The following is a 22,556-nucleotide window of genomic DNA, read 5'->3' as shown; positions in this document are numbered from 1 at the left end:
GTCAGAACCTGAAATTCGACATCTTGAACATCATCAGATTGCCCAGCATCAACCAGGTCACCGAGCCGCCGATCAGGTACCAGGTTTTCGGCTCGTCCCAGACATCGCGGTAGAAGCCCGGCATCAGCGCCATGATGGCGGCAAACAAAAGCGCGGGTATCGCCGTCAGGATATAGGCCGACATGCGGCCTTCGGTCGAGATGGCGCGCACCTTGCGGCGCAGCTTGCCGCGCTCGCGGATCGTCAGCGCCAGGCCGTCCAGAATCTCGCGCAGATTGCCACCCGAACTGGACTGGATGGAGACGGCGGTGATGAACAGCGGCAGATCTTCATGGCCGACCCTGTCGAACAGTGAATTCAGCGCCGAGACCAGGTCGGAACCATAGGTCACCTCATCGGCGATGACGCCGAATTCGGTGCCGATCGGATCGGGCATCTCGCGCGATACCATGGCAATGGCCACCGGCACGGGATGACCGGCCTTGAGGCCGCGCGTGATCAGCTCCAGCGCCTCCGGCAGCTGCATGCCGAAGCGCTTGAGCCGGCGCTTGCGCTTGAAGCGCATCACCACCACCGGCAACAGCGGCACCAGAACGACGAACAGGACAAGCCCCATCAGAAGCGGCAAGCCATGCCAGATGGCGACCAGGGCCATGGCCAGCGCCACGCCCGAGGTGATCATCAGGAATCTCGACAGCGGCATGATCATGCCCGATTGCGTGCGCAGGGCACGGAACCGGTCCGGCGAGAACAGCGAGGTGCCCGCATCGAGGCCGCGCTCCTTGCGCAGCTGGATCAGCACCTGCTCCTGGCTGATCTTGTTTTCCTGCAGCTTCATGCGCCGGTTGATGGCGGTGCGCTTGTCGCTGCGGCCGGCGTAGAGGAGATAGCAGGCCTCGGCGATCATGATGCCGGTGAGTGCTGCCCCGGCATAGACGACATAGATCGCGCTCAGCCCGTCGAACACCTGGTTACTCCTGCGGCCGGCCGGGTTCGAAATAGCGTCCGGGAAATTCGATGCCCATGGCGCGCAGATCCTCGAGGAAGCGCGGCCGGATGCCGGTCGCCTCGAAATAGCCGAGAATCCCGCCATCGGCATCCATGCCGGTGCGCACGAAGCGGAAAATCTCCTGCATCTGGATGACGTCGCCTTCCATGCCGGTTACCTCGGCGACGCTTGTCACCTTGCGCTTGCCGTCGGAAAGCCGGGTCAGCTGGACGATGATATCGATGGCGCTGGCGATCTGGCTGCGGATCGACTGCACCGTCATCGGCATGCCGGTCATGCCCAGCATCTGTTCGAGGCGCGAAATGGCATCGCGCGGCGTGTTGGCATGGATGGTCGCCATCGACCCCTCATGGCCGGTGTTCATCGCCTGCAGCATGTCGAAGGCTTCCTCGCCGCGGCACTCGCCGAGGATGACCCGGTCTGGGCGCATGCGCAGCGCATTCTTGACGAGATCGCGCTGCTTGAGTTCGCCATGGCCCTCGATGTTGGCGGGGCGCGTCTCCATGCGCGCGACATGCGGCTGCTGCAGCTGAAGTTCTGCCGCGTCCTCGATGGTGATCAACCGTTCGTCTTCGGGGATGAAGGCCGACAGCGCGTTCAGCATCGTCGTCTTGCCGGTACCGGTGCCGCCCGAAATGATCGTCGTCTTGCGGGCGTGGACTGCCGCCGCCAGCACCTCAGCCATGTTCTGCGTGATGGCGCCGAATTCGACCAGCTTGTGAAGGCCGAGCTTGTTCTTGGAGAATTTGCGGATCGACACCAGCGGCCCGTCGACTCCAACCGGGCGGATGGCCGCGTTGAAGCGCGAACCGTCGAGCATGCGCGCGTCGACCATCGGCTGCGATTCATCGACCCGGCGGCCAACCGCGGCGACGATCTTGTTAATGATTCTAAGCAGATGCGCCTCATCCTTGAACGGGATATGGACCTGCTGCAGCTTGCCCTTCTTTTCGATGAAGCAGTTCTGGTGGCCGTTGATCAGGATGTCGTTGATGTCCGGATCCTTGAGCAGCGGCTCAAGCGGACCGAGGCCGACCATCTCGTCGACGATATCGTCGACCAGCGCTTCGAGTTCGACGGTGTTGATCGCCATCCGCTCCTGGCGGGTTTTTTCAGAAACGAAATCATGCACCTGCCGGCGCATCTCCTCCTTGGGCAAACGCTCCAGCGCCACGAGGTTGATCTCCTCGAGCAGCATGCGGTGAATGCGGACGCGCGCATCGAGCACCTTGTTGGCGTTCTTTGCCGGCGCGACATCCGGCTTTGCGGGCGCCTTTCGGCTGGTCGGGATGACGACAGCATGATGCGCGACCGGGGCTGATTCCGCCGGACGCTGCGGACGCGCGTCACGGTTCTGCAGGGTTGAAAAACGGCTGGTCATCCGGCCTTCCTCTTCAAGAAGCCCTTGCCGAGACTAAACAGCGACTTCGACTTGGGTCCAGTCGCGGCTGCCTCCTCCGGAAGAATGATCCTCTTCAGGTCGTTGACGACATTGGCATTGGGGTCGATTTCGTGCAGCGGCACGCCACGGTCAACCGCCTCGCGCACCAGCCGGTAGTTGTTGGCGATGCCGCCGACGAAATGCTCGCCAAGAATCTCCTGGACGTCGGCCTGCTTGATGCCGTTGTCGAACATCTTCTGCTCGAAACGGTTGACGATGACGTTCGGCTTCACTTCCTTGCCGGCGGTCTCATAGACAGCCTGGATCAGCCTTTGCGTGTGGCGCAGGCACGGCACCGTCATCTCGGCCACGATATACAGCTTGTTGGAGCCGAGCAGCACGGTCTCCGTCCAGGGAAACCAGGTGCGCGGCATGTCGATGACGACATTGTCAAAATAGGCCGAGACGAGGTCCAGCATGCGGACCACGACATCGGTCTTGAACGAACGCATCTCCGCCGGGTGGGTCGGCGCGGCCAGCACGCACAGCCCGCTGGCGTGCTTGGACAGCATAACGTCGAGCAGCTGCCGGTCGAGACGTTCGGGCTGGTTCTCGATCTCGGTGATGTCGAAACGTGGCTCGAGGTCGAGATATTCGGCACAGGCGCCCTGCTGGAAATTGAGATCGACCACGCAGGTCGAGGCGCCACGCGTCACCGAATGATGCAGCTGGAAGGCGGTCTGCAGCGCCAGCGTCGTTGTACCGACGCCGCCGGCGGCAGGCATGAAGGTGTAGATCTGCGACTCGGTGTTTTCCTCCCGCCCCGGCCCCTGCAACGCCCGCACGACCGAGCGCACCAGGTCGGCCGTTGTGATCGGCTTGACCAGGAAATCGGCGACCTTGAGCTGCACCAGGATGCGCACCGCGGCGGCGTTGAACTCCTGGGTGACGACGACGACCGGTGTCTTGTCCTCCAGCCGGCGCATGATGCGCTGCAGCGACTCGACCTCCTCCAGCCTCGCCGCGTCCATGTCGACGATGATGGCGCCGAAATCGGCCTCCTGGATTTCGCCACGCAACTCGGTGACACTCTTCTCCACCGCCGAGAGCTGGATGATCTCGGAGGCGGCGAATGCGGTCCGCGTGTCCTGCACGAAGGTCCTGTCCGTCGATACGAGCAGGATTTTCCGGGTCTTGATGCCGTTTGCCATTTTTATCAGCCTGTGGGCTCGATCGCCCTTTGGGGTCAGTTGCCCGTGGTCGTCTGCGATGCCTTCGAAGCGGCGGCCTGATCGGGGGTGACAGGTCCGGCATCGCCACGCTTGGCAGGCACGAGAAGCCTGGTGTTCTGGACACCGTACTTCCACGGATCGACCATCTGCATGACGGTGTTGGCGGCCTGGGCGTTACCGGCGCCGGTCGTCAGCCCTTCACTGCGCACATAGTCGTCGCTGGTGCAGCCGGCGGCGAAGCCGGCCAAAAGCAAGGCAATGCTCGACCTCAGGATCAAACGCATGGCACTTCAGTCCTTCGGCAGGTCGAGGAAATGCCCGACCGTGGTGGCGGGAGTGGCTCTTGCGGCACTGCCATCGGCCAGCGCCAGCGCGCGACCGCTGTCCGATGCCTTCACTTCCTCGGTGTTGTTGAGGAAATAGTCGACGTTGCTGGCCGGCTGCGTGCCATCGGTCGGCTCGGCCATCTTCTTCGATGGATCGACCGGCTTGACCAGATAGGGCGTGACGATGATGACCAGATCGGTTTCGCGGCGCTGATAGGACTTCGACGAGAACAGCGGTCCAAGCACGGGCATCTTGCCGAGGCCGGGAATGCGCGATGTGGTGATGTCGTTTTGCGACTGCAGCAGCCCCGCGATCATGAAGCTCTGGCCATTCTTCAGGTCGACCGAGGTCTTGGCGCGGCGGACGATGAAACCGGGCACGGAGATGGTGCCGATGTTGTAGGAGGCCGACGCGTCGATGGAGGACACTTCCGGCGCGATGTCGAGGCTGACCAGCCCGTCCTTGAGCACTGTCGGCGTGAAGTCGAGGCTGACGCCGTACTTCTTGTAGCTGACGGAAATCTTGCCGTTTTCCTCGGAAACCGGGATCGGAAATTCGCCGCCGGCGAGGAAGCTCGCCGTCTCGCCCGAACGGGCAATCAGGTTCGGCTCGGCCAGCCGCCGGGCAAGGCCGCGCTCTTCCAGCGCCTTGATGGCGACATCGATCGACACGCCGTTCGACAACAGCCGGCCGATGATCTCGCCGGTTCCGGCCGCCGGCACGGTTCCCGGATCGATGGTGACGTCGCGCCCACCGATACCGTAGGCGAAATTGGCGCTGTATTTGGCGCCGAGATCCTGGCTTGCCTGGCGATTGATCTCGACGAAACGGACGTTGAGCTGGACCTGCTGCGAGGACGAGATGTTGACGGAGTTGATCACCTCTTCATTGCCGGAAAAGCGGCTGGCGATCTTGCTTGCCTTGTCCGCGGCGACAGCGTCGTCCGCCTCACCCGACAGCACGACACGGCCATTGGCCGAACCGACCTTGATCTTGGCGTCCGGCACGCTGGCGCGGATGGTGCTGGCCAGTTGATCCGTGTCGAGCGTCACCTCGATGTCGACGGTGCCGACAAGCTGCTTCTTCTCGTCGAACAAAGCGATTCCGGTGGTGCCGAGATTGTTGCCCAGCACATAGAAGGATTTGTCGGTCAGCGGATTGACGTTGGCGATCTCCGGATCGCCGATGACAATCTGGTAGAAAGCGGCGCTCGTCACGATCGTCTTGGGCTTCCCCTTGGCGACCTTGATCGACGCATTCTTGGTCGCAGAGACATAGACGACGTCATTGTCCGCCTTGGCCGCGCCAGGCAAGGCAAGCATCCCGCTCACAGCCAGGGCAACCGCCATCCCCAGGATGCGCACGAAGCGCAACCGGCCTGCCATTCGATATAGGGTACGCATCAACATTGCCCCGTCCCGCCCGGTCCCCACCGGCATTTACTTCTGGTCCCGCGCAGGAACCTGATATTCCTCGGCCTTCGTGCCGCGCGTCACGATGACCGTCTTGAATTTCGGCTTCTCCGGCTCCTTGGTCATCGCATCGAACAGGGAGCCGGCCGCGGCCTGAGCCTTGGCCGCTACCGATCCGCCGAAGGAAGAGATGGTGGTGACGCCATTCTTGCCGTCGCCGCCTTCACTGGCCGAGCGCAGCGACAGCGACAGCGTGCCGACGGTGCGGGCAAGCGCCACTTTCTGCGCGCCCTCGGTCGTCACCTCGATAGTCACGGAATTGGCCACCTGCGGCGTGGTCTGGCGCTCGTCGGCGCCCTGCCCGACGCTCAGCACCTTGGCGTCCGCAACCACGATCTCGGAAGTGATGGTCGAACCGGCCGCCCCTTGCGCGTTCTTGGCGACTTCCTGGATTTCGCCGGCATCGCGCGTCAGCACGACATCGACCCGGTCGCCCGGCGTGACGAAGCCGCCGACACCGGCGATCTCGTCGGTGCGGATGGTGACCGCGCGCATTCCGGGCGTCAGCATGTTGGAGAGCGTCGCGCGGCCGTTTGGCCCCGACAGCTTGGTCAGCAGCACCGGTTCGTTGACCTCGATCGGCGACAGCACGACGCGGCTGCCTTCGCCAAGCAGCCCGTCGATGGTGGCAAAGGCGCCCTGCGGCAGGGAATCCTGAGGCCACGGGATTTCGATCAGCTTTGCACGGTCGAGTTCCATGCCGTAGCGCAACGACGCGTTCGCCACCACGATGGTCTTGAACTCGATCCTTGGCGGAGCTGGGGCAGCGATCGACGACGTCTTCTCCTCGGCGTCGGCCTTGGCCTGGCTTTTGACCCAGAAATCCGCGGCAAAGATCGATATCGCGCCGAAAACGGCGGCGATGCCGATCATCGTTATGGCCTTGCCCCTCACGCCGAAACCCCTGCTGCCCGTCGTTTCTTGTTATGTTGGGCTCACGCTAGGCCGCTTTGTTAAAGAAACAGGAATCCCGGCCAGCCGTATCGGACCTATTTCCGCCCGCTTGGTTATCGAATGGTTTTAAGGTAAGAGGGGGTCAAATCCCCGAACGTAACAGGAACTTCCGTCGCTTGGCGCTGAAAAGCGTGGCAGTATCGGCGGGTGATTCGCAGCACCGGACCCTATGGCAGGCATGGACGACAACAACGATCTCTTCGGCAATATGGACAAGCAGCCGCAGCCGGTTCGCACACCGGCGCGCCCGGCGGATCCCCTTGTGCAGGCGGCGGCCAAGCGCCCCGCAGCGACCAAGGATGGTAGCGAGGGCTACAGCGCCGCCGATATCGAGGTGCTCGAGGGCCTGGAGCCGGTGCGTCGCCGGCCAGGCATGTATATTGGCGGTACCGACGACAAGGCGATGCACCATCTGTTCGCCGAGGTCATCGACAATTCGATGGACGAGGCGGTTGCCGGCCATGCCACCTTTATCGACGTCGAGCTTTCGGCCGACGGGTTTCTGACCGTTACCGACAATGGCCGCGGCATCCCGGTCGATCCGCATCCGAAATACAAGAAGCCGGCACTCGAAGTCATCATGACGACGCTGCATTCGGGCGGCAAATTCGATTCCAAGGTTTATGAAACCTCGGGCGGCCTGCACGGCGTCGGCGTTTCCGTTGTGAACGCGCTGTCGGACCATCTCGAGGTCGAAGTCGCGCGAGGTCGTCAACTATACCGCCAGCGCTTCTCGCGCGGCATTCCGGTAAGCGGTCTGGAGCACCTCGGCGAGGTGCACAACCGCCGCGGCACCAAGACCCGGTTCCATCCCGACGAGCAGATCTTCGGCAAGGGCGCGGCTTTCGAGCCGGCGCGGCTCTACCGCATGACGCGCTCGAAAGCCTATCTGTTTGGCGGCGTCGAAATACGCTGGACCTGCGATCCCTCGCTGATCAAGGAGAAGGACCAGACGCCGGCCAAGGCGGAATTCCATTTTCCAGGCGGCCTCAAGGACTATCTCAAGGCATCGCTCGGCGACGACTTCCAGGTGACGCGGGAAATCTTCGCCGGCAAGAGCGAAAAGCAGGGCGGCCATGGCTCGCTTGAATGGGCGGTGACCTGGTTCGGCGGCGACGGTTTCATCAATTCCTACTGCAACACCATCCCGACCGGTGAAGGCGGTACCCACGAGGCCGGTTTCCGCAACGTGCTGACGCGGGGCCTGCGCGCCTATGCCGATCTCGTCGGCAACAAGCGCGCCTCGGTCGTCACCTCCGAAGACGTCATGATCTCGGCGGCGGGCATGCTATCGGTGTTCATCCGTGAACCTGAATTCGTCGGCCAGACCAAGGACAGGCTGGCAACGATCGAGGCGATCCGCATTGTCGAGACCGCGATCCGCGATCCATTCGACCATTGGCTGGCCGATAATCCACAGGAAGCCTCGAAGCTCCTGGAATGGGTGATCGCGCGCGCCGACGAGCGGGTGCGCCGGCGCCAGGAGAAAGAGGTGTCGCGCAAGAGCGCGGTACGCAAGCTGCGCCTGCCCGGCAAGCTCGCCGACTGCACGCAGAACGCGGCGGCCGGTGCCGAACTGTTCATCGTCGAAGGTGACTCCGCCGGCGGCTCGGCCAAGCAGGCACGCGACCGTGCCAGCCAAGCAGTACTGCCATTGCGCGGAAAAATCCTCAACGTTGCCAGCGCCGGTAATGACAAGCTTGCCGCCAATCAGCAGATATCGGACCTGATCCAGGCGCTTGGCTGCGGCACACGCTCGAAGTACCGCGACGAGGATTTGCGCTACGACCGCGTCATCATCATGACCGACGCCGACGTCGACGGCGCCCACATCGCCTCGCTGCTGATCACCTTCTTCTACCAGGAAATGCCGGCGCTGGTGCGTGGCGGCCATCTCTATCTGGCGGTGCCGCCGCTTTACTCGATCAGGCAAGGTGGCAAGGTCGCCTATGCCCGCGACGACGCGCACAAGGACGAACTCCTGCGCACCGAATTCACCGGGCGCGGCAAGGTCGAGCTTGGCCGCTTCAAGGGCCTGGGCGAAATGATGGCCTCGCAGCTCAAGGAGACCACCATGGACCCGAGGAAGCGTACGCTGCTCAGGGTCGACGTGATCGACGCCGAGGCCGCGACCAAGGACGCGGTCGACGCGCTGATGGGCACCAAGCCGGAAGCCCGCTTCCGCTTCATCCAGGAGCGTGCCGAATTCGCGGAGACGGAAGTGCTGGATATCTGAGCGCTACCCGGTCCATAACACGGGCTCCAGTTGCGGAGACGAGCATGTGACCCGGGCACGGCTGAAAGCCTATTTCGAGACAAGCTTGGCCGGGCTGACACAGCCGACGCACTCGGACTGGATTTTCGCCCTGCGCACCGTTTCGGCCGGGCTTATAGCGCTTCTCGCCGCCTATGCGCTGCGGCTCGATCACCCGCAATGGGCGATGATGACGGTATTCATCGTCGCCCAGCCCGTTGCCGGCATGGTGCTGGCGAAGGGTTTTTACCGTCTGCTCGGCACGCTCGCCGGCGGCGTCGCCGCGATCGGCATCACCACGATCTTTGGTACCGGCCCCTGGGTGCTGGTGACGGTGCTGGCGGTCTGGATCGGCATCTGTACCTTCGTCTCCTCGCTGCTGCGCAACCCGGAAGCCTATGGCGCGGCCCTGGCCGGCTACACGGCCATGATCATCGGCCTGCCCGCCTTCGGGCAACCGCACCTTGTCGTCGACCTTGCAGTCGCGCGCTGCGCCGAGATCGTACTCGGTATCGTCTGCGCCGGCCTGACCAGCCGGCTGATCCTGCCGAAACTGGCCAGTGACGCCATCATCTCGCGGCTGAAACGCTGCATTCTCGACCTCGCCATCTATGCCGGCGGTGCGTTCTCCGGCGGCGATCGGGCAACGCTCATCGGACTGCACCGCAAGCTTGTCGCCGACACCCAGACGCTTGGCGAGATGCGCGCCTATGCCAGGCTCGAGGCAGCAAGCTTCGCGCCCCGCGCCCATCCGGTCCGGCGCACCATCGGACAGCTGCTCTCGGCTCTCTCGGCGGCACGTGCGCTGCATTCGCACGCCGCTCCGAAGAACGCCGCGCTCATTCCGGTACGCTCGGAGTTGCAAGTGCTTGTCGGTGAACTGGCGGCCAAACCCGGCGCGTTGGATGATATCGCGCCCTGGGTGGCACGGCTCGACGCGATCTCGGCCAAAGCCAGGCAAATGCCCGATGCCTCGGTCGACCAGGGTGACGACAGGGTCGGCACCATCACCCGCCTCACCATCGCCGCCGATTTCGCCGAGGCGCTGAAACAGGTGCTGCGCGGTCTGGATGCGCTGCGCTCACCAGCCACGCGCCGCCAAGGTCGCGCCAGCCGGCAACCCGCCCTCGTGGTGCATCGCGACTATCCCGGCGCGGCACGTAACGCCGTCCGCGCGGCCCTTGCCACATTGCTGGTCGCCGCATTCTGGCTGACGACGAAATGGTCGGAAGCGGCAGGCACCGTCATTCTGGTTGCCGTCGTATCGAGCCTGTTTGCCGCTCGCCCCGACCCGGTGCAGGTATCTTGGGGCTTCTTCAAGGGCACCCTGCTCGCTTTGCCCTTTGCCTTTCTCGTCGGCCAGATAGCGCTTCCCGCCCTGCCCGGTTTTGGCTGGTTCACGCTCTTTGTCGTTCCCATATTGGTGCCGGCGGCGCTCGCCATGGCCAATCCGCGCTATGTCGGCGTGGCGACAGCCTTCGCCATCAATTTTCTCGCCTTCCTCAGTCCCCATCAGGCGATGACCTATGCTCCTGGCCCCTTCCTTGCCGGCTCGGCATCGATCCTGGTCGGCATCCTGCTGGCGATCGGGGTCTTCCTCATCGTGCTCCCCGCCGATCCGTGGCTCGCGGCCAATCGCATCGTGCGGGCCATGCGCGAGGATCTGGCTCGACTTTGCCTGCACGAGCGCGTGCCGAGGCGATCGGCCTTCGAGAGCCTCGCCTATGACCGGATCAACCAGTTGATGCCGCTGGTGCAGAATTCCGGCAGGAAGGGCGAAGCGGTTCTGGGTGGCGGCGTTGCCGCAGTCACGGTCGGTCTGGAGATCCTGCGGTTGCGCAGCGCAAGCCAGAACCACGCCATCCCGTCCGAGACCGCGCTTTCGGTCGCCAACTTCCTGAGAGGGCTGGCGCGCGAACTGCTTTTCCGCGCGCCCGGTGACCCGCAGACAGCGACTGTCGCCGTGGCCCGGCAATATGCGGCGGGCATAGCCCAGCGGAACGCCAACAGCGACGCGCTGCAGATCGCGGCATCACTGCGCATTATCGCCGCGGCGATGGAGGACTTCCCGGATTTCTTCGCCAGGGATAAAGGCTAGGCTGCGGCGATTGCCAGTGCGTGCCCCCGCGCGTTCTCGCGCAGGGCGTCAAGATGGATAGACTTGACCAGAGCGGCGAGATCGCCTTCCGCGGATTGCCCGCCCAGTTCCTTGAGCATCAGCCAGCTGACCTCCTGCACGCCGGCAACGCGCTTGCCATTGGCAACTTCCCGCCAGATTTTCAGCGCGCGCAGGATGATCGCATGCGTGGCCGCGGCAAGGCCGGCGCTGCGGAACAGAGCCTGCAAGGCGACATCGTGCCCGCCGGCCAGCAGCGCCCTCACGCGCTGTTCAGACTGCTGGCCGAGTGCCACCAGCGTCGAGCCGAAGAAATCGACCTTGCCATGCGCGATGGTGCGGATAAGGAAGCTTGCGGTGAGATCGCCGCGCAGCCTGAGATGCTCGATCAGAGCCGCGTGTTCTTCCTGGCGCGTGCCCTCAATCAGCGTCACGGAGGCTTTGACGCAAGCGTCCCGCATGACGCGGTCGGCACGCGCGGCGCCCATCAATGCCATGACCAGTGGCGATGTCTTCAATGTTTCGCCAAGCTTGATCAGCAGCATATGCCGGCTGTCGGCAGGCAGGCGTGCATCCGATATCAGTGCCTCGCGTACCAGAGGCAGATGCCCGTGGCGCTCCGCCATGCGGCGGAAACTGAGGGAGGCGATGTCGGCGCCGCTGTTGGCCAGCAGCACCGCGCAGGCTTCGGCCTCGCCAATCTCGGCGATGGCCGCCGACAGCGCCATCGAGACAACAGGACGGTCCGCGATCAGCTTCTGCGTTGCCTTCTGGCTCGCCGCCACACGGTTGATCAGATCGGCGTCGGTGAGCAGCGGCGAGCGCGCCAGCACGACACCGGCGACTTCGGGCTGGTCAGAAGCCAGCGCGCTGATGATCTGCAGCGGCGCGTGCTGGCTCATCGAGAGTGCTTCGGCCATTGCCAGCCGCACTTTCGACGACGCGTCGTCGAGCAGCAGCGTCAGCGCGGCCTCCGCGGCGCAACGATCCTCGAACGGCAATTCGGAATTGACATAGGCCCGGGCCAGCGCGTTGGCCGCGGCGGCACGCTCGGACACCCTGGCCGTGTAGATCCACTTCAGGAAATGCGAAACAACAACCATGCCCGCCTGCTATGCCCCCTTGCCAGAAGGTTTCCGGCCCCGCTGAAGACGGTAGGCAGAAATGGTTTACGAACGGTTCACCATGTTCATTAACTGGCTTGCGACTGCTGAATGCAGCGCCTATCAACCCTCAGACAGCGGAGGAAACAGCAAATGGCCGGGCTATATCTCGAGGAATTCGTCGTCGGCCACGTCTTCCAGCACACGCTGCGCAAGACCGTCACCGAGAGCGACAACATGCTGTTTTCGGCGATGACATTGAACCCGCAGCCGCTGCATATCGACTTCGACTTCGCCGCCAAGAGCGAATGGGGCAAGCCGCTGGTCAACTCTCTCTTCACGCTCGGCCTGATGATCGGCATTTCGGTCAATGACATCACGGTCGGCACGACGGTCGCCAATCTCGGCATGAAGGAAACCGTGTTTCCGCATCCGGTCTTCCACGGCGACACCATCCGTGTCGAAACCTCTGTCGTCTCGGTACGCGAGTCCAAGTCGAAACCCGATCGCGGCATCGTCGAATTCGAGCACCGCGCCTACAATCAGCATGGCGACCTCGTCGCCAAATGCACCAGGCAGGCGATGATGCTGAAGAAGGCCGCCTGATGCGTTCGCTGCTGTTCGTTCCCGGCGATTCCGAGCGCAAGCTGGAAAAGGGGTTTGGCGCCGGCGCCGACGTGGTGATCGTCGATCTCGAGGATTCCGTGGCGCCGCAGAACAAGGCGACGGCGCGCGCGGTCGCCGCACGCTTTATCGTCGAACGCAGGGGACAAACCACCTCGGCCATCTATATCAGGGTCAACGACCTCTCGACCGGATTGACGGACGACGATCTTGCCGCGCTCGTTGCGGCAAAGCCGGACGGCATCATGCTGCCCAAATCCAACAGCGGCCAGGATGTGCAGCACCTCTCGGCAAAGCTCAGGGTTCGGGAGGCGGAGAACGGCCTGCCCGACGGCTCGATCAGGATCCTGCCGATCATCACCGAAACCCCGGCGGGAATACTCGCCGCCGCGACCTATACCGGCGCAAGTGCGCGGCTCGCCGGTCTGACCTGGGGCGCGGAAGACCTGTCGGCGGCGATCGGCGCACGCTCCACCCGCGACGAGCAGGGCCGTTACACCGACGTGTTCCGCCACGCCCGCCTGACAACTATCCTGGCGGCCGGAGCCGCCGAGGTCGCCGCGATCGACACCGTGTTCCCGAATTTTCGCGACATGGCGGCATTCGCCGCGGAATGCGCGGAGGCCGAGCGAGACGGCTTCACCGGCAAGATGGCGATCCATCCCGACCAGGTGCCGGTCATAAATGCCGCCTTCACGCCCTCGGTCGAGGCGGTCAGACAATCGGCGGCAATCGTCGCGGCGTTCGAGGCAGCCGGAAATCCCGGCGTTGTTGGAATCGACGGCAAGATGTACGACCGCCCGCATCTGCGGCTGGCCGAAAGGCTGCTTGCACGCGCGAGGGCAGCAGGCATTTCCGCCTGACCGCTACCAGACCTTCGGGATCAGGCGGTAGCGGACCTCAGCAGCATAGTCATCATAGCCGCGCAGGCCGATGCGAAGCGTTTTCTCTTCTATGAACGTGCGGATGGCCAGGAGAACGACGAACACGAGCACCGATGCCAGCCCCCAGCAGGAGCCAAGTAGGAGTGCCGTGCCGGCGAAGAAGAGAATGGCGCCGGCATACATGGGATGGCGGACATAGCTGTAAGGCCCGGTGGTGATCACGCGTTGTCCCCGTTCATCCTGGATCTTCACCACGGGCGCAGCAAAACTGTTCTCCAGCATGGTCAGATAGCAGATCCAGATTCCGATCAGCAGGACCAGCGCTCCAACCCCCCGCACCCAGACAGGAACCGCCGACCAGCCGAAACGGAAATCGAATCCCATGAAGATCTGCCAGCCGAAGATGGCGATGAGAAGTATGGATAGCAGGACCTTGTCGGCCGCCGTCTGATTCTTCTGGATGGGAGGGCTCAGCCGCTCTTTCATAAGGCCGGGATCGCGACGCGCCAGCGCCACGCCCATGGTGAGACTGAGCCCCACCATCACCACCAGATAGACCCAGGCACCTGGCCAGTGCAGCGTTCCCGCCGACAGGAAGAGCAAGGCGCCCATGACGCCGAACCAGATGAATGTCTGAAGAACCAATTTCGCGATCATGATCGACCTTCCACGGCATGCCCCTCGCCGGCATTGGCAGAAATAGACCAATGGTCTACCATACCGACCGATGGTCTAAGATTCAAGCAGGTTCCGCGCTGGACGAAAACGGCCATCACGTGCAGAAGGTTGGTCATGCCCCGCGTCATCAAGCATCCAGAACTCAGGCGAGAAGAACTTCTGGACCATGCCCAGGCTCTGTTCCTGACGCACGGCTACGACAGAGCGAGCCTCAACGACGTGATTGCGTCAGCCGGCGTCTCGAAGGGCGCCTTCTATCACTACTTCGCCTCCAAGGAGGCTCTTCTGGAAGCACTGGCCGACCGTTTCGCGAAACAGGCACTGGCTGGGGTTCAGGGCGTGCTCGACGATCCCGGCCTCGACCCGCTTGGCCGCCTGAACGGCCTGCTCTCACAGTCGCGACGGGCCAAGATCGAAACCGCGGCGGAGGCCTGGGCTCTTTTCGAAACGATGTTTCGGCCGGAGAATCTGGTGCTTTTCCACCGCATCAACCTGGCGGCCAGCGCGTCGTTTTCACCCTTGCTGGTCAAGATCATCCGGCAAGGTGTCGAAGACGGCACTTTCAGGACCTTCGATCCGGAGGGTGTCGCCGACATCGTCATGCAGTTCGGCTTGGCCACGCATGATGTCGTCGCCAAGGCGATCGCCGGCGGCAGCGACGCCGATATGGAGGTCGCGATCGAAGTCCTGGAGAAACGCCTCAGGCTCTACGAGATCGCTCTCGACCGTATACTCGGCCTTCCCGACGGAAGCATTCGGATCGGAGAACCCGGCTACATCAGAGCCGTCATGACAGCCCGACGCAAAACGAACCCCGTCAAGGCGCGCTGAGCGGCCTGGAGCCTACTCCTTGCCCCAGCGGGGCCGGCGCATCGAAAAGACCTCTTCGACGCTGGCGTAATCCATATAACCGAGACGAGCCACATTCCCGGCCTTGGTGATGTCGAACAGGCCGTCTTTCAGGAAGGCATCGTCAATGTGCACGCCGACCACCTCGCCGGCGACGACGACAGCGCTGGTTAGCGTTCCGTCCAACGCCCTTGGGCGGAAGACTTCCGTCACCCGGCATTCCAGCGCGGCAGGCGCTGCCGCCACACGCGGCGGCCTGACGAGACGCGAAGGCGCCATGGCGAGATCGGCATAGACGAACTCGTTGACGCCAGGCGGCGCGTTGACGGACGTGTAGTTCATCTTCTCCGCAAGATCGCGGCTGACCAGATTGGCGACGAACTCGCCGGTCTCCTGGGCAAAGGAGGCGCTGTCCTTCTCTCCTTCCGACGAGAACCAGACGATGAAAGGGCGCGTCGAAACCGCATTGAAGAAAGAGTATGGCGCGAGATTGATCTCGCCCGCCTTGTTCAGCGTCGATATCCAGCCGATCGGGCGCGGCGCCACGATCGCCTTCGACGGATCGTGCGGCAGCCCGTGCCCTCTGGATGGTTCGTAGAACATTCAGCCCGCCCAGGGTCCTGCGTAATCAGCGTAGAGCTTGGCCGGATCAGGCCGTGGCCGCTCCGGCGCCGGGCCGGCATAAGAGCCGATATGGATGAAACCGACGACACGCTCCTGCGGCGCCAGTCCGAGGATCGCCCTGCCCTCCGGCACGTCGGAATACCAGTTGCTGATCATGTTGGTGCCATAGCCCAGCGCATTGGCCGCAATCATCAGGTTCATCGCCGCCATGCCGCCGGACAGGAACATTTCCCATTGCGGGATCTTGGGATTCTCTTTCGGCACCGACACCACACCGATCACCAGCGGCGCACGGGAAAAGCGCGCCAGCTCCTGGTTGCGGCGGCCCTCGGGCAGCGGCCCTTCCCGCTGCTCGGCAAGCTCCGCGAGCCTCCTGCCGATCTCGACGCGGACATCGCCGCGATAGAGGATGAAGCGCCAGGGCTCCAGCCGGCCATGGTCGGGCACGCGCGTTGCGGCGGCGATCATCGTCGCTATATCGGCGTCGCTGGGCGCCGGATCCTTGAGCTCCGGAATCGGTGCTGAATTTCGGGTCAGCAGGAAGTCGATGATCGGCGACGCCATGGGCGCAAGTCTCCTACACACTCTGTTTTGAGCTGAAGCGCACCATCGGGAATTCGGGCGGCTCGGGCAAAGGCGCGCGAGCGCCGGGCTGAAGAGTCGTGGATCGGACTCTTAAGCCTTGAAATTGCCACCGCCATGGGCTTCAACGCAAGGCATGTTTGAGGGGCGACTGCGTCTTTTCCTGGTTTGGCTCTGCGCCGCGCTGTTCCTGCTGCCGGTCTCCTTGGCTGCTGCGCAGGAAAAGGACGGCGTCAGCGACCTGAAACTCCCCGGAATTTCGAGCTATGCGACGCCCAAGACCGAAACCCCGCTGGCGCTCGGCGGCGGTGGCGCCATCACTTTGTCGGCCCAGCTGACCGACAAGGGCACCGACATCACCCGTGGCCTCGTCTGGCGTGTCTTCAAGCCCGAGCCCGTCAACGGTAAATTGCCGATGGTCGCCTCCGCGCATGGCGGCAGTGCCGTCTTCCAGCTCGAGCCCGGCAGCTATCTGGTCCATGCCTCCTATGGCCGCGCCGGCGCCACCAAGCGCATCACTGTCGGCAAGGAAGCCAAGCGGGAAAGCCTGGTGCTCGACGCTGGTGGCCTGAAGCTCGACGCGGTTCTGTCCGGCGGCGTGCGCATTCCCCCGAAAAAACTGCGCTTCTCGATCTATGAGGGCACCGCCGAGGCCAATGGCGACCGCGCGCTGATCATTCCCGATGTCGAGCCCAACAGCGTCGTGCGACTCAATGCCGGCATCTACCACGTCGTCTCGACCTATGGCGCGGTCAACGCGGTGATCCGCTCCGACATCCGCGTCGAGGCCGGCAAGCTGACCGAAGCCACCGTCGAGCATCACGCCGCCGAGATCACGATGAAGCTGGTGCGCGAAACGGGCGGTGAAGCGATCGCCGACACGTCCTGGTCGCTGCTCAACGAATCCGGCGATCCGATCAAGGAAACAGTCGGCGCCTTCGCCTCGATGGTGCTTGCCGAGGGCGACTACACCATCATCGCCAAGAACCGCGACCGCATCTACCAGAAGGATTTCACGGTCGTGGCCGGGCAGAACCAGGAGATCGAGGTTCTGGCGACCGAGGCCGCGGCGATGGATCCGGAAGAAGGCGCGGATTAGCCTTCTACGACCCATTCCCCTATTTCAGGCCGCCAGCTTCAGCTTCGTCCGCGCCGGCAGGAAGGGAATCCGGCGGCGCGGCAGCTGCGGCGCCAGGTCGAACACGCCGCGGTAGAGACGCTCGAGCAATGCCTTGCGGTCGCGCAGCGGCTCCAGCTCACTCCAGCTCAGCACATCGCCGACGCGCACGTCGATCGCCCTGCCGGACAGCCGTGCGAATTCGCGGATGAGCAGCGACGTGCGCAATGTCAGCGAGGCCTTGCCGACGAATTTGGCCACCCGGCCATCGCGCTCAGCCATGTTCATAGGCCCGCTGACCAGGTGGAACAGCCTGCCATTCTGTCCGGAAAAATGCATGGGAACGACCGACGCCTTCGCTTCCTGGACGAGGCGGGCGGGAAACATTTTCCATGGCAGGTCGCGCGCCCGGCCAAAGCCTTTCGGCGCCGTGGCGACGCCGCCGGCCGGAAACACCACGATGGTGACGCCCTCCTTCAGCAGGCGTACCGCCTCGTGGCGCACGGCCATGTTGTTCTTCAGCGCTTCCTTGGTCTCGGAAAAGTCGATCGGCAGCGAATAGGGCTCCATCTCGCGAATCCTGAGCAGATCCTTGTGGATCATCACCCGGAAAGGCCGCCCGAGCTGCTCCGCCAGCGACAGCACCGCAATGCCGTCGCCAATGCCGAAGGGATGGTTGGCAACGATCACCAGCGGCGTATCGGGCAGTTGTGCGGGCGGCCATTGATCGGCGGTTCGCACGCCGACATCGATCAGGTCGAGCATGCGGCTGAACACGCGCTCACCGGTCGGTACGACCCCACGGCGCCAGAAATCGTAGAGTGCCGCAAAGCGATCGCGGCCGGAAAGGCCTTCGACGGAATGAATGAACCACCGCGCCAGCACCGGCTGGTGCGGATTGGCGTATGAAAGTTCGGGAAAGGACCGTTCGCGCAATTTCAGCTTGAGCATAGGGGCTCGTTACAAGATCGGCGTGACAGGGATATGAAAATGGCGGTGGATCGCTCCACCGCCACCATCAAAGGTGCTGCTCAAATCAGGCGGCGCGCTTGCGCCGGCGATCGGGCGTGATCGCTTCTTCGGTCAGCCGATCGATTGCCTGCAAAAGGCCCAGCGACTCCTGGTCACGCGATCCAAGCCGGCGCATGTTGACCGTCTGCTCTTCCGCCTCGCGCTTGCCGCAGACGAGGATGACCGGAACCTTGGCCAGGCTGTGTTCGCGGACCTTGTAGTTGATCTTCTCGTTGCGCAGATCGGCCTCGGCCGACAAGCCCGCGGCCTTGAGTTTTGCCACCACTTCGGTCGCATAGCCGTCGGCGTCGGACGTGATCGTCGCCACCACCACCTGCAGCGGCGCGAACCACAGCGGGAAGTGACCGGAATAGTTCTCGATCAGGATGCCGAGGAAACGCTCCATCGAGCCGCAGATGGCGCGGTGCACCATGACCGGCTGCTTCTTCTCCGAATCGGAGCCGATGTAGAAGGCGCCGAAGCGCTCCGGCAGGTTGAAGTCGACCTGCGTCGTGCCGCATTGCCATTCGCGGCCGATGGCATCTTTCAGCACATATTCGAACTTCGGCCCGTAGAAGGCGCCCTCGCCCGGATTGATCGAAGTCTTGATCCGATTGCCGGATCTTGTCCTGATCGTCTCCAGCACACTGCTCATGATCGCCTCGGCGTGGTCCCACGCCTCGTCGGTGCCGACACGCTTGTCCGGCCGCGTCGACAGCTTCACGCTGATCTCGTCGAAACCGAAATCGGCATAGGTCGACAGGATCAGGTCGTTGATGCGCAGGCATTCCGACGCCAGTTGCTCCTCAGTGCAGAAGATATGCGCATCGTCCTGCGTGAAGCCGCGCACGCGCATCAGCCCGTGCAGCGCCCCTGATGGTTCGTAGCGATGCACATTGCCGAATTCGGCAAGTTTCACGGGCAGATCGCGATAGGACTTCAACCCATGTTTGAAAATCTGCACATGGCCCGGACAGTTCATCGGCTTCAACGCGAAAACGCGATCGTCGTCGGTGTCGTCGCCCGCGACCGTCACCTTGAACATGGCGTCACGATACCAGCCCCAGTGGCCTGACGTTTCCCACAGGCTCTTGTCGAGCACCTGCGGAGCGTTGACCTCCTGGTAGCCCTGCTCGTCGAGCCTGCGGCGCATGTAGTTGACCAGGTTCTGGAACATCTTCCAGCCCTTGGCGTGCCAGAAGACGACGCCCGGCCCTTCTTCCTGGAAATGGAACAGGTCCATCTCGCGGCCAAGCTTGCGATGGTCGCGCTTCTCGGCCTCCTCCAGCATCGTCTGGTAGGCATCAAGCTGCGCCTGGTCGGCCCAGGCCGTGCCGTAGATGCGCGTCAGCATCGGGTTGTTCGAATCGCCACGCCAATAAGCGCCGGCCACCTTCATCAACTTAAAGGCATTGCCGATCTGGCCGGTCGAAGCCATGTGCGGACCGCGGCAGAGATCGAACCAGTCGCCCTGGGCGTAGATCTTGAGATCCTGATCCTCGGGAATGGCGTCGATCAGTTCGAGCTTGTAGCGCTCGCCCTTGTCGGCGAACACCTTCTTGGCCCTGTCGCGCGACCAGACCTCTTTGGTGAACGGCTTGTTGCGCGCGATGATCTCGCGCATCTTCTTCTCGATCACCGGAAAATCATCCGGCGTGAACGGCTCGTTGCGGGCGAAGTCGTAATAGAATCCGTTCTCGATCACCGGCCCGATGGTCACCTGCGTTCCCGGCCACAATTCCTGCACGGCTTCCGCCAGCACGTGGGCGGTGTCGTGACGGATAAGCTCAAGGGCGCGCGCGTCGTCGCGAGTGATGATCTCGACCTTGCCGGACTTGCCGAGCGGGTCGCTGAGGTCGCGCACGGTGCCGTCGATGGCATAGGCGACGGCCTTCTTGGCCAGCGACTTCGAGATCGATTCGGCAAGGCCGGCACCGGTCATCGCCGCGTCGTAGTCGCGGACGGAACCATCGGGGAATGTCAGGGAAACGGAATTCAGCATCATGTATCTCCTATCCAGTCCCGCAAACGAGCGCGGGTGGTAAAATGCAGGTCACCGGCGGCTTGCGGCTGCGACCTGCATCAGGTTGGCCGGAGGCGTCCGGCGGCGGCAGTCTTTTATGAGCAGATGCCGCCGCCGTAAAGCCCAGCCTACTTCATCAGTTGCGGCAGATCCCTGAGGAACGCGGCCCTGGTCGCCAACCCTTTCGGCATATCGGTCCGATTGGTATCGACAACCAGCCGGGCGAACACGATCTGGCGTCCGTCTTTCCGGGCCCAACCGACAAACCAACCGAGCGAGCGCTTGTCCTTGCCGCCCTCGCCGAGCCTCGTGCTGCCGGTCTTGCCCTGAACGGACCAATCGCCGGCCTTGAAGCTCGGTATGATTGCGCGCGTCATCTCATGCGCCTTCGCCGACACCGGCATCTTGCCAGCGAGCATTTGGCGCAGGAAGGCAACTTGTTCGACCGGCGTGATCTTGAGCGAGGAGTTGACCCAGGAACGCGTGAGACCGTCATCCTTGCCGGGATTGCCTGAAACGTCGCTATTGCCGTATTTGAACTTCGATACGTAGCCGGCAAATTTCTCGCCGCCCAGCCGGCGGGTGATCTCCCGGGAATACCAGATAATCGAATCGCGTTCCCAGATCACCGGGTCGACGGCCTTCTGATCCCTTTTCACCGCATTGAATTCGGGTTTGTAGTCCCAGGTCGGCGTGTGCTCGTCGCTCAGAATACCGGCGTCGTAACCGATCAGCGAAAGCGGTACCTTGAACGTCGAGGCCGGGCTGAACCGCTGGTCGCAGGTCCCGTCCTGGTAAAGCGTCTTGCCGGTCGCCGCATCGGCGATCAGCGTGCAGTGCACATCCCCAAGCGGCGCCGATTGCGCGCGCATCGGGAACCCCAGCAGCCAGGCGAGCAGGAAAAGGACTCCAGCCAGGATAAAGGGAAGACGGTCGATGTTACGCATTGATGCTCGCTCCAGAAGGGTGTTCGCGAGCGGGCTTAGCGAGGTCTCTTGTCTCGATTTTGTCTCAAATGCGCAGTCTTTGTGCAGGCTTGCGTTAACCCTACCGAATTCTAAAAATCTGTCCTCAAATCGAGATCCGTATAATGCTGGCCCATCAAACACGCGTTAATTCAACGCGTGTTGTACTTCAAATTTGAGGAGCTCATATCGTCTCCGGTTAACCCATCTGGACAATGTCTGCGTCGACTGCTCGAATGCCGATCAGAAATGAAATTATGGCCTTACTCTCCATGAGTGTTTGGAAAAAAGTTATAGCCTATATCGCGTTGACGAGCCTGATCGGGTACACGATGGGCATATCAGTGTCAGCGCTGGCATCTGGAGAAATAAGAGATAAATTCAGCTGGATTAAATTCGAAAAAAATCCGATAGAATTCATACTATCTTTAGTTGGAACAGTCGCTTTCACTGTTGTTTTGTTTTTTATTATATATCTTATATACCATCATGAACGCTACATAGTATATATGGCGACCAAAATCTGGAGAGAATATAAGAAAATGACTGGGCCTCGCCTGTGACGATCGCTTTATCGGCAACTGGTTTTGGACAGAAGTCGCGTCGTCGTGGTTGTAGGGTTCCATGTATCAAAACGACGACCCAGCATGATGCTGAATGGTACGAAATAGTCCGACTTTGAAGTTAGGCCACCGTCAGGCCTGGGCTTCGCCGCGTTTCCGGCCGATCCGCCAGTAGCGCCAGGGCATGAACCAGACGTAGCGGTCCGTCAGCACTTCCGGAACCAAATCGATGCCGTGCGTGCCGAATGGGCCGCAGCGCAGCACGCGGAAAAATCCCATCCAGCCACCGGCCCACAGGCCATGGCGGGCGATCGCCTCATGCGCGTATTCGGAACAGGTCGGCAGATGCCGGCAGGAATTGCCGACAAAGCCGGACAGCGTCAACTGATAGAGGCGCACGAGCGACGTGCCGAAGAGACGGCCAGGCGTCTTGCGCCACGGGCCGGGCCAGTTGCGGCCGCGTCCCGGCGGCCTGGCAGTGTGGGCATGCCCATGCGGGTCGTGCACCGCAATCTCCGTATCGCGTTCCTCTCGCGATAGATGTGAGCTTCGCCGGGAGAACGCAATCCCCACCCGCTGTGCGTCATGGGCGGAAGCGGCGAAACGGCTGCCGGTCAACCGGAGGCATCGAGCGGCCGGGGCGGATCGACTCCTCGCCGCACTTGGTATGCAGCCTTTCGTCACGCCATTGGAACGTCGCGATCCGCATCACATCGCCGAAGATGTTCAGGAACTGGTTCATGGTCGGTCTCCTTTGATGCGATTAGACCGCCGCTGGCCTTGGCCTT

At 62.7% G+C, this 22,556-nt stretch carries 21 protein-coding genes; 6 read left to right on the top strand and 15 right to left on the bottom strand.

The genetic code is table 11. From position 1 onward, the window contains the following. Position 1: 1 nt before the first annotated feature. Genes MesoLj_RS20565 through cpaB form a run of 6 tightly spaced genes read right to left on the bottom strand, consistent with a single transcriptional unit; the run spans position 2 to position 6,315 of the window. On the bottom strand, positions 2-967 hold the full coding sequence (locus MesoLj_RS20565) for a type II secretion system F family protein (protein WP_202322108.1): 966 nt from the start codon (positions 965-967) through the stop codon (positions 2-4). Between the two features lie 4 nt (positions 968-971). After that, on the bottom strand, positions 972-2,390 hold the full coding sequence (locus MesoLj_RS20560) for a CpaF family protein (protein ID WP_140773235.1): 1,419 nt from the start codon (positions 2,388-2,390) through the stop codon (positions 972-974). Further along, positions 2,387-3,601, bottom strand: a complete 1,215-nt coding sequence (locus MesoLj_RS20555) for an AAA family ATPase (RefSeq protein WP_202322107.1) — start codon at positions 3,599-3,601, stop codon at positions 2,387-2,389. Before MesoLj_RS20555 ends, MesoLj_RS20560 begins: the two co-directional genes overlap by 4 nt. 35 nt (positions 3,602-3,636) lie before the next feature. Next, positions 3,637-3,906: a hypothetical protein gene (locus MesoLj_RS20550; RefSeq protein WP_056572257.1), complete on the bottom strand. Its 270-nt coding sequence runs from the start codon at positions 3,904-3,906 to the stop codon at positions 3,637-3,639. 6 nt (positions 3,907-3,912) lie between these two features. Continuing rightward, on the bottom strand, positions 3,913-5,334 hold the full coding sequence (locus MesoLj_RS20545) for a type II and III secretion system protein family protein (protein WP_446720332.1): 1,422 nt from the start codon (positions 5,332-5,334) through the stop codon (positions 3,913-3,915). 54 nt (positions 5,335-5,388) lie between these two features. After that, positions 5,389-6,315, bottom strand: coding sequence for a Flp pilus assembly protein CpaB (gene cpaB, locus MesoLj_RS20540; protein WP_244735111.1), 927 nt, complete (start codon positions 6,313-6,315; stop codon positions 5,389-5,391). Positions 6,316-6,553: 238 nt separating this feature from the next. Here cpaB and parE point away from each other — a divergent pair, with 238 nt between their 5' ends. After that, positions 6,554-8,611: a DNA topoisomerase IV subunit B gene (parE, locus tag MesoLj_RS20535; protein WP_202322103.1), complete on the top strand. Its 2,058-nt coding sequence runs from the start codon at positions 6,554-6,556 to the stop codon at positions 8,609-8,611. 46 nt (positions 8,612-8,657) lie between these two features. Further along, complete coding sequence (locus MesoLj_RS20530) at positions 8,658-10,727, top strand: FUSC family protein (protein ID WP_202322101.1); 2,070 nt, start codon at positions 8,658-8,660, stop codon at positions 10,725-10,727. Here the strand turns inward: MesoLj_RS20530 and MesoLj_RS20525 are convergent. Continuing rightward, the gene (locus MesoLj_RS20525; protein WP_202322099.1) at positions 10,724-11,848 is read right to left on the bottom strand and encodes a DUF2336 domain-containing protein; all 1,125 of its coding nucleotides are present in this window, start codon (positions 11,846-11,848) and stop codon (positions 10,724-10,726) included. The genes MesoLj_RS20530 and MesoLj_RS20525 overlap by 4 nt on opposite strands. Before the next feature lie 153 nt (positions 11,849-12,001). Between MesoLj_RS20525 and MesoLj_RS20520 the strand changes: the two genes are divergently transcribed. Together MesoLj_RS20520 and MesoLj_RS20515 are read left to right on the top strand one after the other, a co-directional pair. Beyond that, positions 12,002-12,454: a MaoC family dehydratase gene (locus MesoLj_RS20520; protein ID WP_202322097.1), complete on the top strand. Its 453-nt coding sequence runs from the start codon at positions 12,002-12,004 to the stop codon at positions 12,452-12,454. Continuing rightward, positions 12,454-13,335 (top strand): HpcH/HpaI aldolase/citrate lyase family protein, encoded by an 882-nt coding sequence (locus MesoLj_RS20515; RefSeq protein ID WP_202322095.1) that lies wholly within the window; start codon positions 12,454-12,456, stop codon positions 13,333-13,335. The genes MesoLj_RS20520 and MesoLj_RS20515 overlap by 1 nt, the downstream gene beginning before the upstream one ends. Before the next feature lie 3 nt (positions 13,336-13,338). Here MesoLj_RS20515 and MesoLj_RS20510 read toward each other — a convergent pair whose 3' ends face one another. Next, complete coding sequence (locus MesoLj_RS20510; protein ID WP_202322093.1) at positions 13,339-14,013, bottom strand: methyltransferase family protein; 675 nt, start codon at positions 14,011-14,013, stop codon at positions 13,339-13,341. A 135-nt stretch (positions 14,014-14,148) separates the two neighbouring features. Here MesoLj_RS20510 and MesoLj_RS20505 point away from each other — a divergent pair, with 135 nt between their 5' ends. Further along, a complete protein-coding gene (locus tag MesoLj_RS20505; protein WP_202322091.1) occupies positions 14,149-14,865 on the top strand; it encodes a TetR/AcrR family transcriptional regulator in 717 nt (238 codons plus the stop codon). Positions 14,866-14,877: 12 nt separating this feature from the next. Here the strand turns inward: MesoLj_RS20505 and MesoLj_RS20500 are convergent, their stop codons facing one another. After that, entirely contained in the window at positions 14,878-15,486 is a 609-nt protein-coding gene (locus MesoLj_RS20500; RefSeq protein ID WP_202322089.1) for a flavin reductase family protein, read from the bottom strand. Next, positions 15,487-16,071 (bottom strand): nitroreductase family protein, encoded by a 585-nt coding sequence (locus MesoLj_RS20495; protein WP_202322086.1) that lies wholly within the window; start codon positions 16,069-16,071, stop codon positions 15,487-15,489. A gap of 154 nt (positions 16,072-16,225) precedes the next feature. On the opposite strand from MesoLj_RS20495, the gene MesoLj_RS20490 reads away from it, so the two are divergent. Beyond that, positions 16,226-17,188 carry a hypothetical protein gene (locus MesoLj_RS20490; RefSeq protein WP_202322084.1) on the top strand — a complete coding sequence of 321 codons (963 nt, stop codon included), beginning with the start codon at positions 16,226-16,228 and terminating at the stop codon, positions 17,186-17,188. Between the two features lie 24 nt (positions 17,189-17,212). Here MesoLj_RS20490 and MesoLj_RS20485 read toward each other — a convergent pair whose 3' ends face one another. From MesoLj_RS20485 to MesoLj_RS20465, 5 genes are all read right to left on the bottom strand, one after another. Then, the gene (locus tag MesoLj_RS20485) at positions 17,213-18,157 is read right to left on the bottom strand and encodes a lysophospholipid acyltransferase family protein (RefSeq protein ID WP_202322082.1); all 945 of its coding nucleotides are present in this window, start codon (positions 18,155-18,157) and stop codon (positions 17,213-17,215) included. 85 nt (positions 18,158-18,242) lie between these two features. Beyond that, positions 18,243-20,219, bottom strand: coding sequence for a threonine--tRNA ligase (gene thrS, locus MesoLj_RS20480; RefSeq protein WP_202322080.1), 1,977 nt, complete (start codon positions 20,217-20,219; stop codon positions 18,243-18,245). 149 nt (positions 20,220-20,368) lie between these two features. Further along, positions 20,369-21,187 carry a class D beta-lactamase gene (blaOXA, locus tag MesoLj_RS20475; RefSeq protein WP_202327376.1) on the bottom strand — a complete coding sequence of 273 codons (819 nt, stop codon included), beginning with the start codon at positions 21,185-21,187 and terminating at the stop codon, positions 20,369-20,371. 713 nt (positions 21,188-21,900) lie between these two features. Continuing rightward, a complete protein-coding gene (gene yidD / locus MesoLj_RS20470) occupies positions 21,901-22,275 on the bottom strand; it encodes a membrane protein insertion efficiency factor YidD (protein WP_202322078.1) in 375 nt (124 codons plus the stop codon). 76 nt (positions 22,276-22,351) lie between these two features. After that, complete coding sequence (locus MesoLj_RS20465) at positions 22,352-22,510, bottom strand: hypothetical protein (protein WP_202322076.1); 159 nt, start codon at positions 22,508-22,510, stop codon at positions 22,352-22,354. Positions 22,511-22,556 lie beyond the last annotated feature (46 nt).

Source organism: Mesorhizobium sp. 113-3-9 (assembly GCF_016756515.1).
Classification (GTDB): Bacteria; Pseudomonadota; Alphaproteobacteria; order Rhizobiales; family Rhizobiaceae; genus Mesorhizobium.
The sequence above is the reverse complement of the archived record's forward strand: the minus strand, read 5'-3'. Positions and strand labels throughout refer to the sequence as shown.

Coding starts and splice junctions, on each gene's coding strand:
- MesoLj_RS20515 (WP_202322095.1), top strand. CDS start 12,454: ATGCGTTCGCTGCTGTTCGTTCCCGGCGATTCCGAGCGCAAGCTGGAA.
- parE (WP_202322103.1), top strand. CDS start 6,554: ATGGACGACAACAACGATCTCTTCGGCAATATGGACAAGCAGCCGCAG.
- MesoLj_RS20485 (WP_202322082.1), bottom strand. CDS start 18,157: ATGCTCAAGCTGAAATTGCGCGAACGGTCCTTTCCCGAACTTTCATAC.
- blaOXA (WP_202327376.1), bottom strand. CDS start 21,187: ATGCGTAACATCGACCGTCTTCCCTTTATCCTGGCTGGAGTCCTTTTC.
- MesoLj_RS20465 (WP_202322076.1), bottom strand. CDS start 22,510: ATGAACCAGTTCCTGAACATCTTCGGCGATGTGATGCGGATCGCGACG.
- MesoLj_RS20555 (WP_202322107.1), bottom strand. CDS start 3,601: ATGGCAAACGGCATCAAGACCCGGAAAATCCTGCTCGTATCGACGGAC.
- MesoLj_RS20510 (WP_202322093.1), bottom strand. CDS start 14,013: ATGATCGCGAAATTGGTTCTTCAGACATTCATCTGGTTCGGCGTCATG.
- MesoLj_RS20495 (WP_202322086.1), bottom strand. CDS start 16,071: ATGGCGTCGCCGATCATCGACTTCCTGCTGACCCGAAATTCAGCACCG.
- MesoLj_RS20500 (WP_202322089.1), bottom strand. CDS start 15,486: ATGTTCTACGAACCATCCAGAGGGCACGGGCTGCCGCACGATCCGTCG.
- MesoLj_RS20560 (WP_140773235.1), bottom strand. CDS start 2,390: ATGACCAGCCGTTTTTCAACCCTGCAGAACCGTGACGCGCGTCCGCAG.
- MesoLj_RS20550 (WP_056572257.1), bottom strand. CDS start 3,906: ATGCGTTTGATCCTGAGGTCGAGCATTGCCTTGCTTTTGGCCGGCTTC.
- MesoLj_RS20525 (WP_202322099.1), bottom strand. CDS start 11,848: ATGGTTGTTGTTTCGCATTTCCTGAAGTGGATCTACACGGCCAGGGTG.
- MesoLj_RS20505 (WP_202322091.1), top strand. CDS start 14,149: ATGCCCCGCGTCATCAAGCATCCAGAACTCAGGCGAGAAGAACTTCTG.
- MesoLj_RS20520 (WP_202322097.1), top strand. CDS start 12,002: ATGGCCGGGCTATATCTCGAGGAATTCGTCGTCGGCCACGTCTTCCAG.
- MesoLj_RS20545 (WP_446720332.1), bottom strand. CDS start 5,334: ATGGCAGGCCGGTTGCGCTTCGTGCGCATCCTGGGGATGGCGGTTGCC.
- thrS (WP_202322080.1), bottom strand. CDS start 20,219: ATGCTGAATTCCGTTTCCCTGACATTCCCCGATGGTTCCGTCCGCGAC.
- MesoLj_RS20490 (WP_202322084.1), top strand. CDS start 16,226: ATGTTTGAGGGGCGACTGCGTCTTTTCCTGGTTTGGCTCTGCGCCGCG.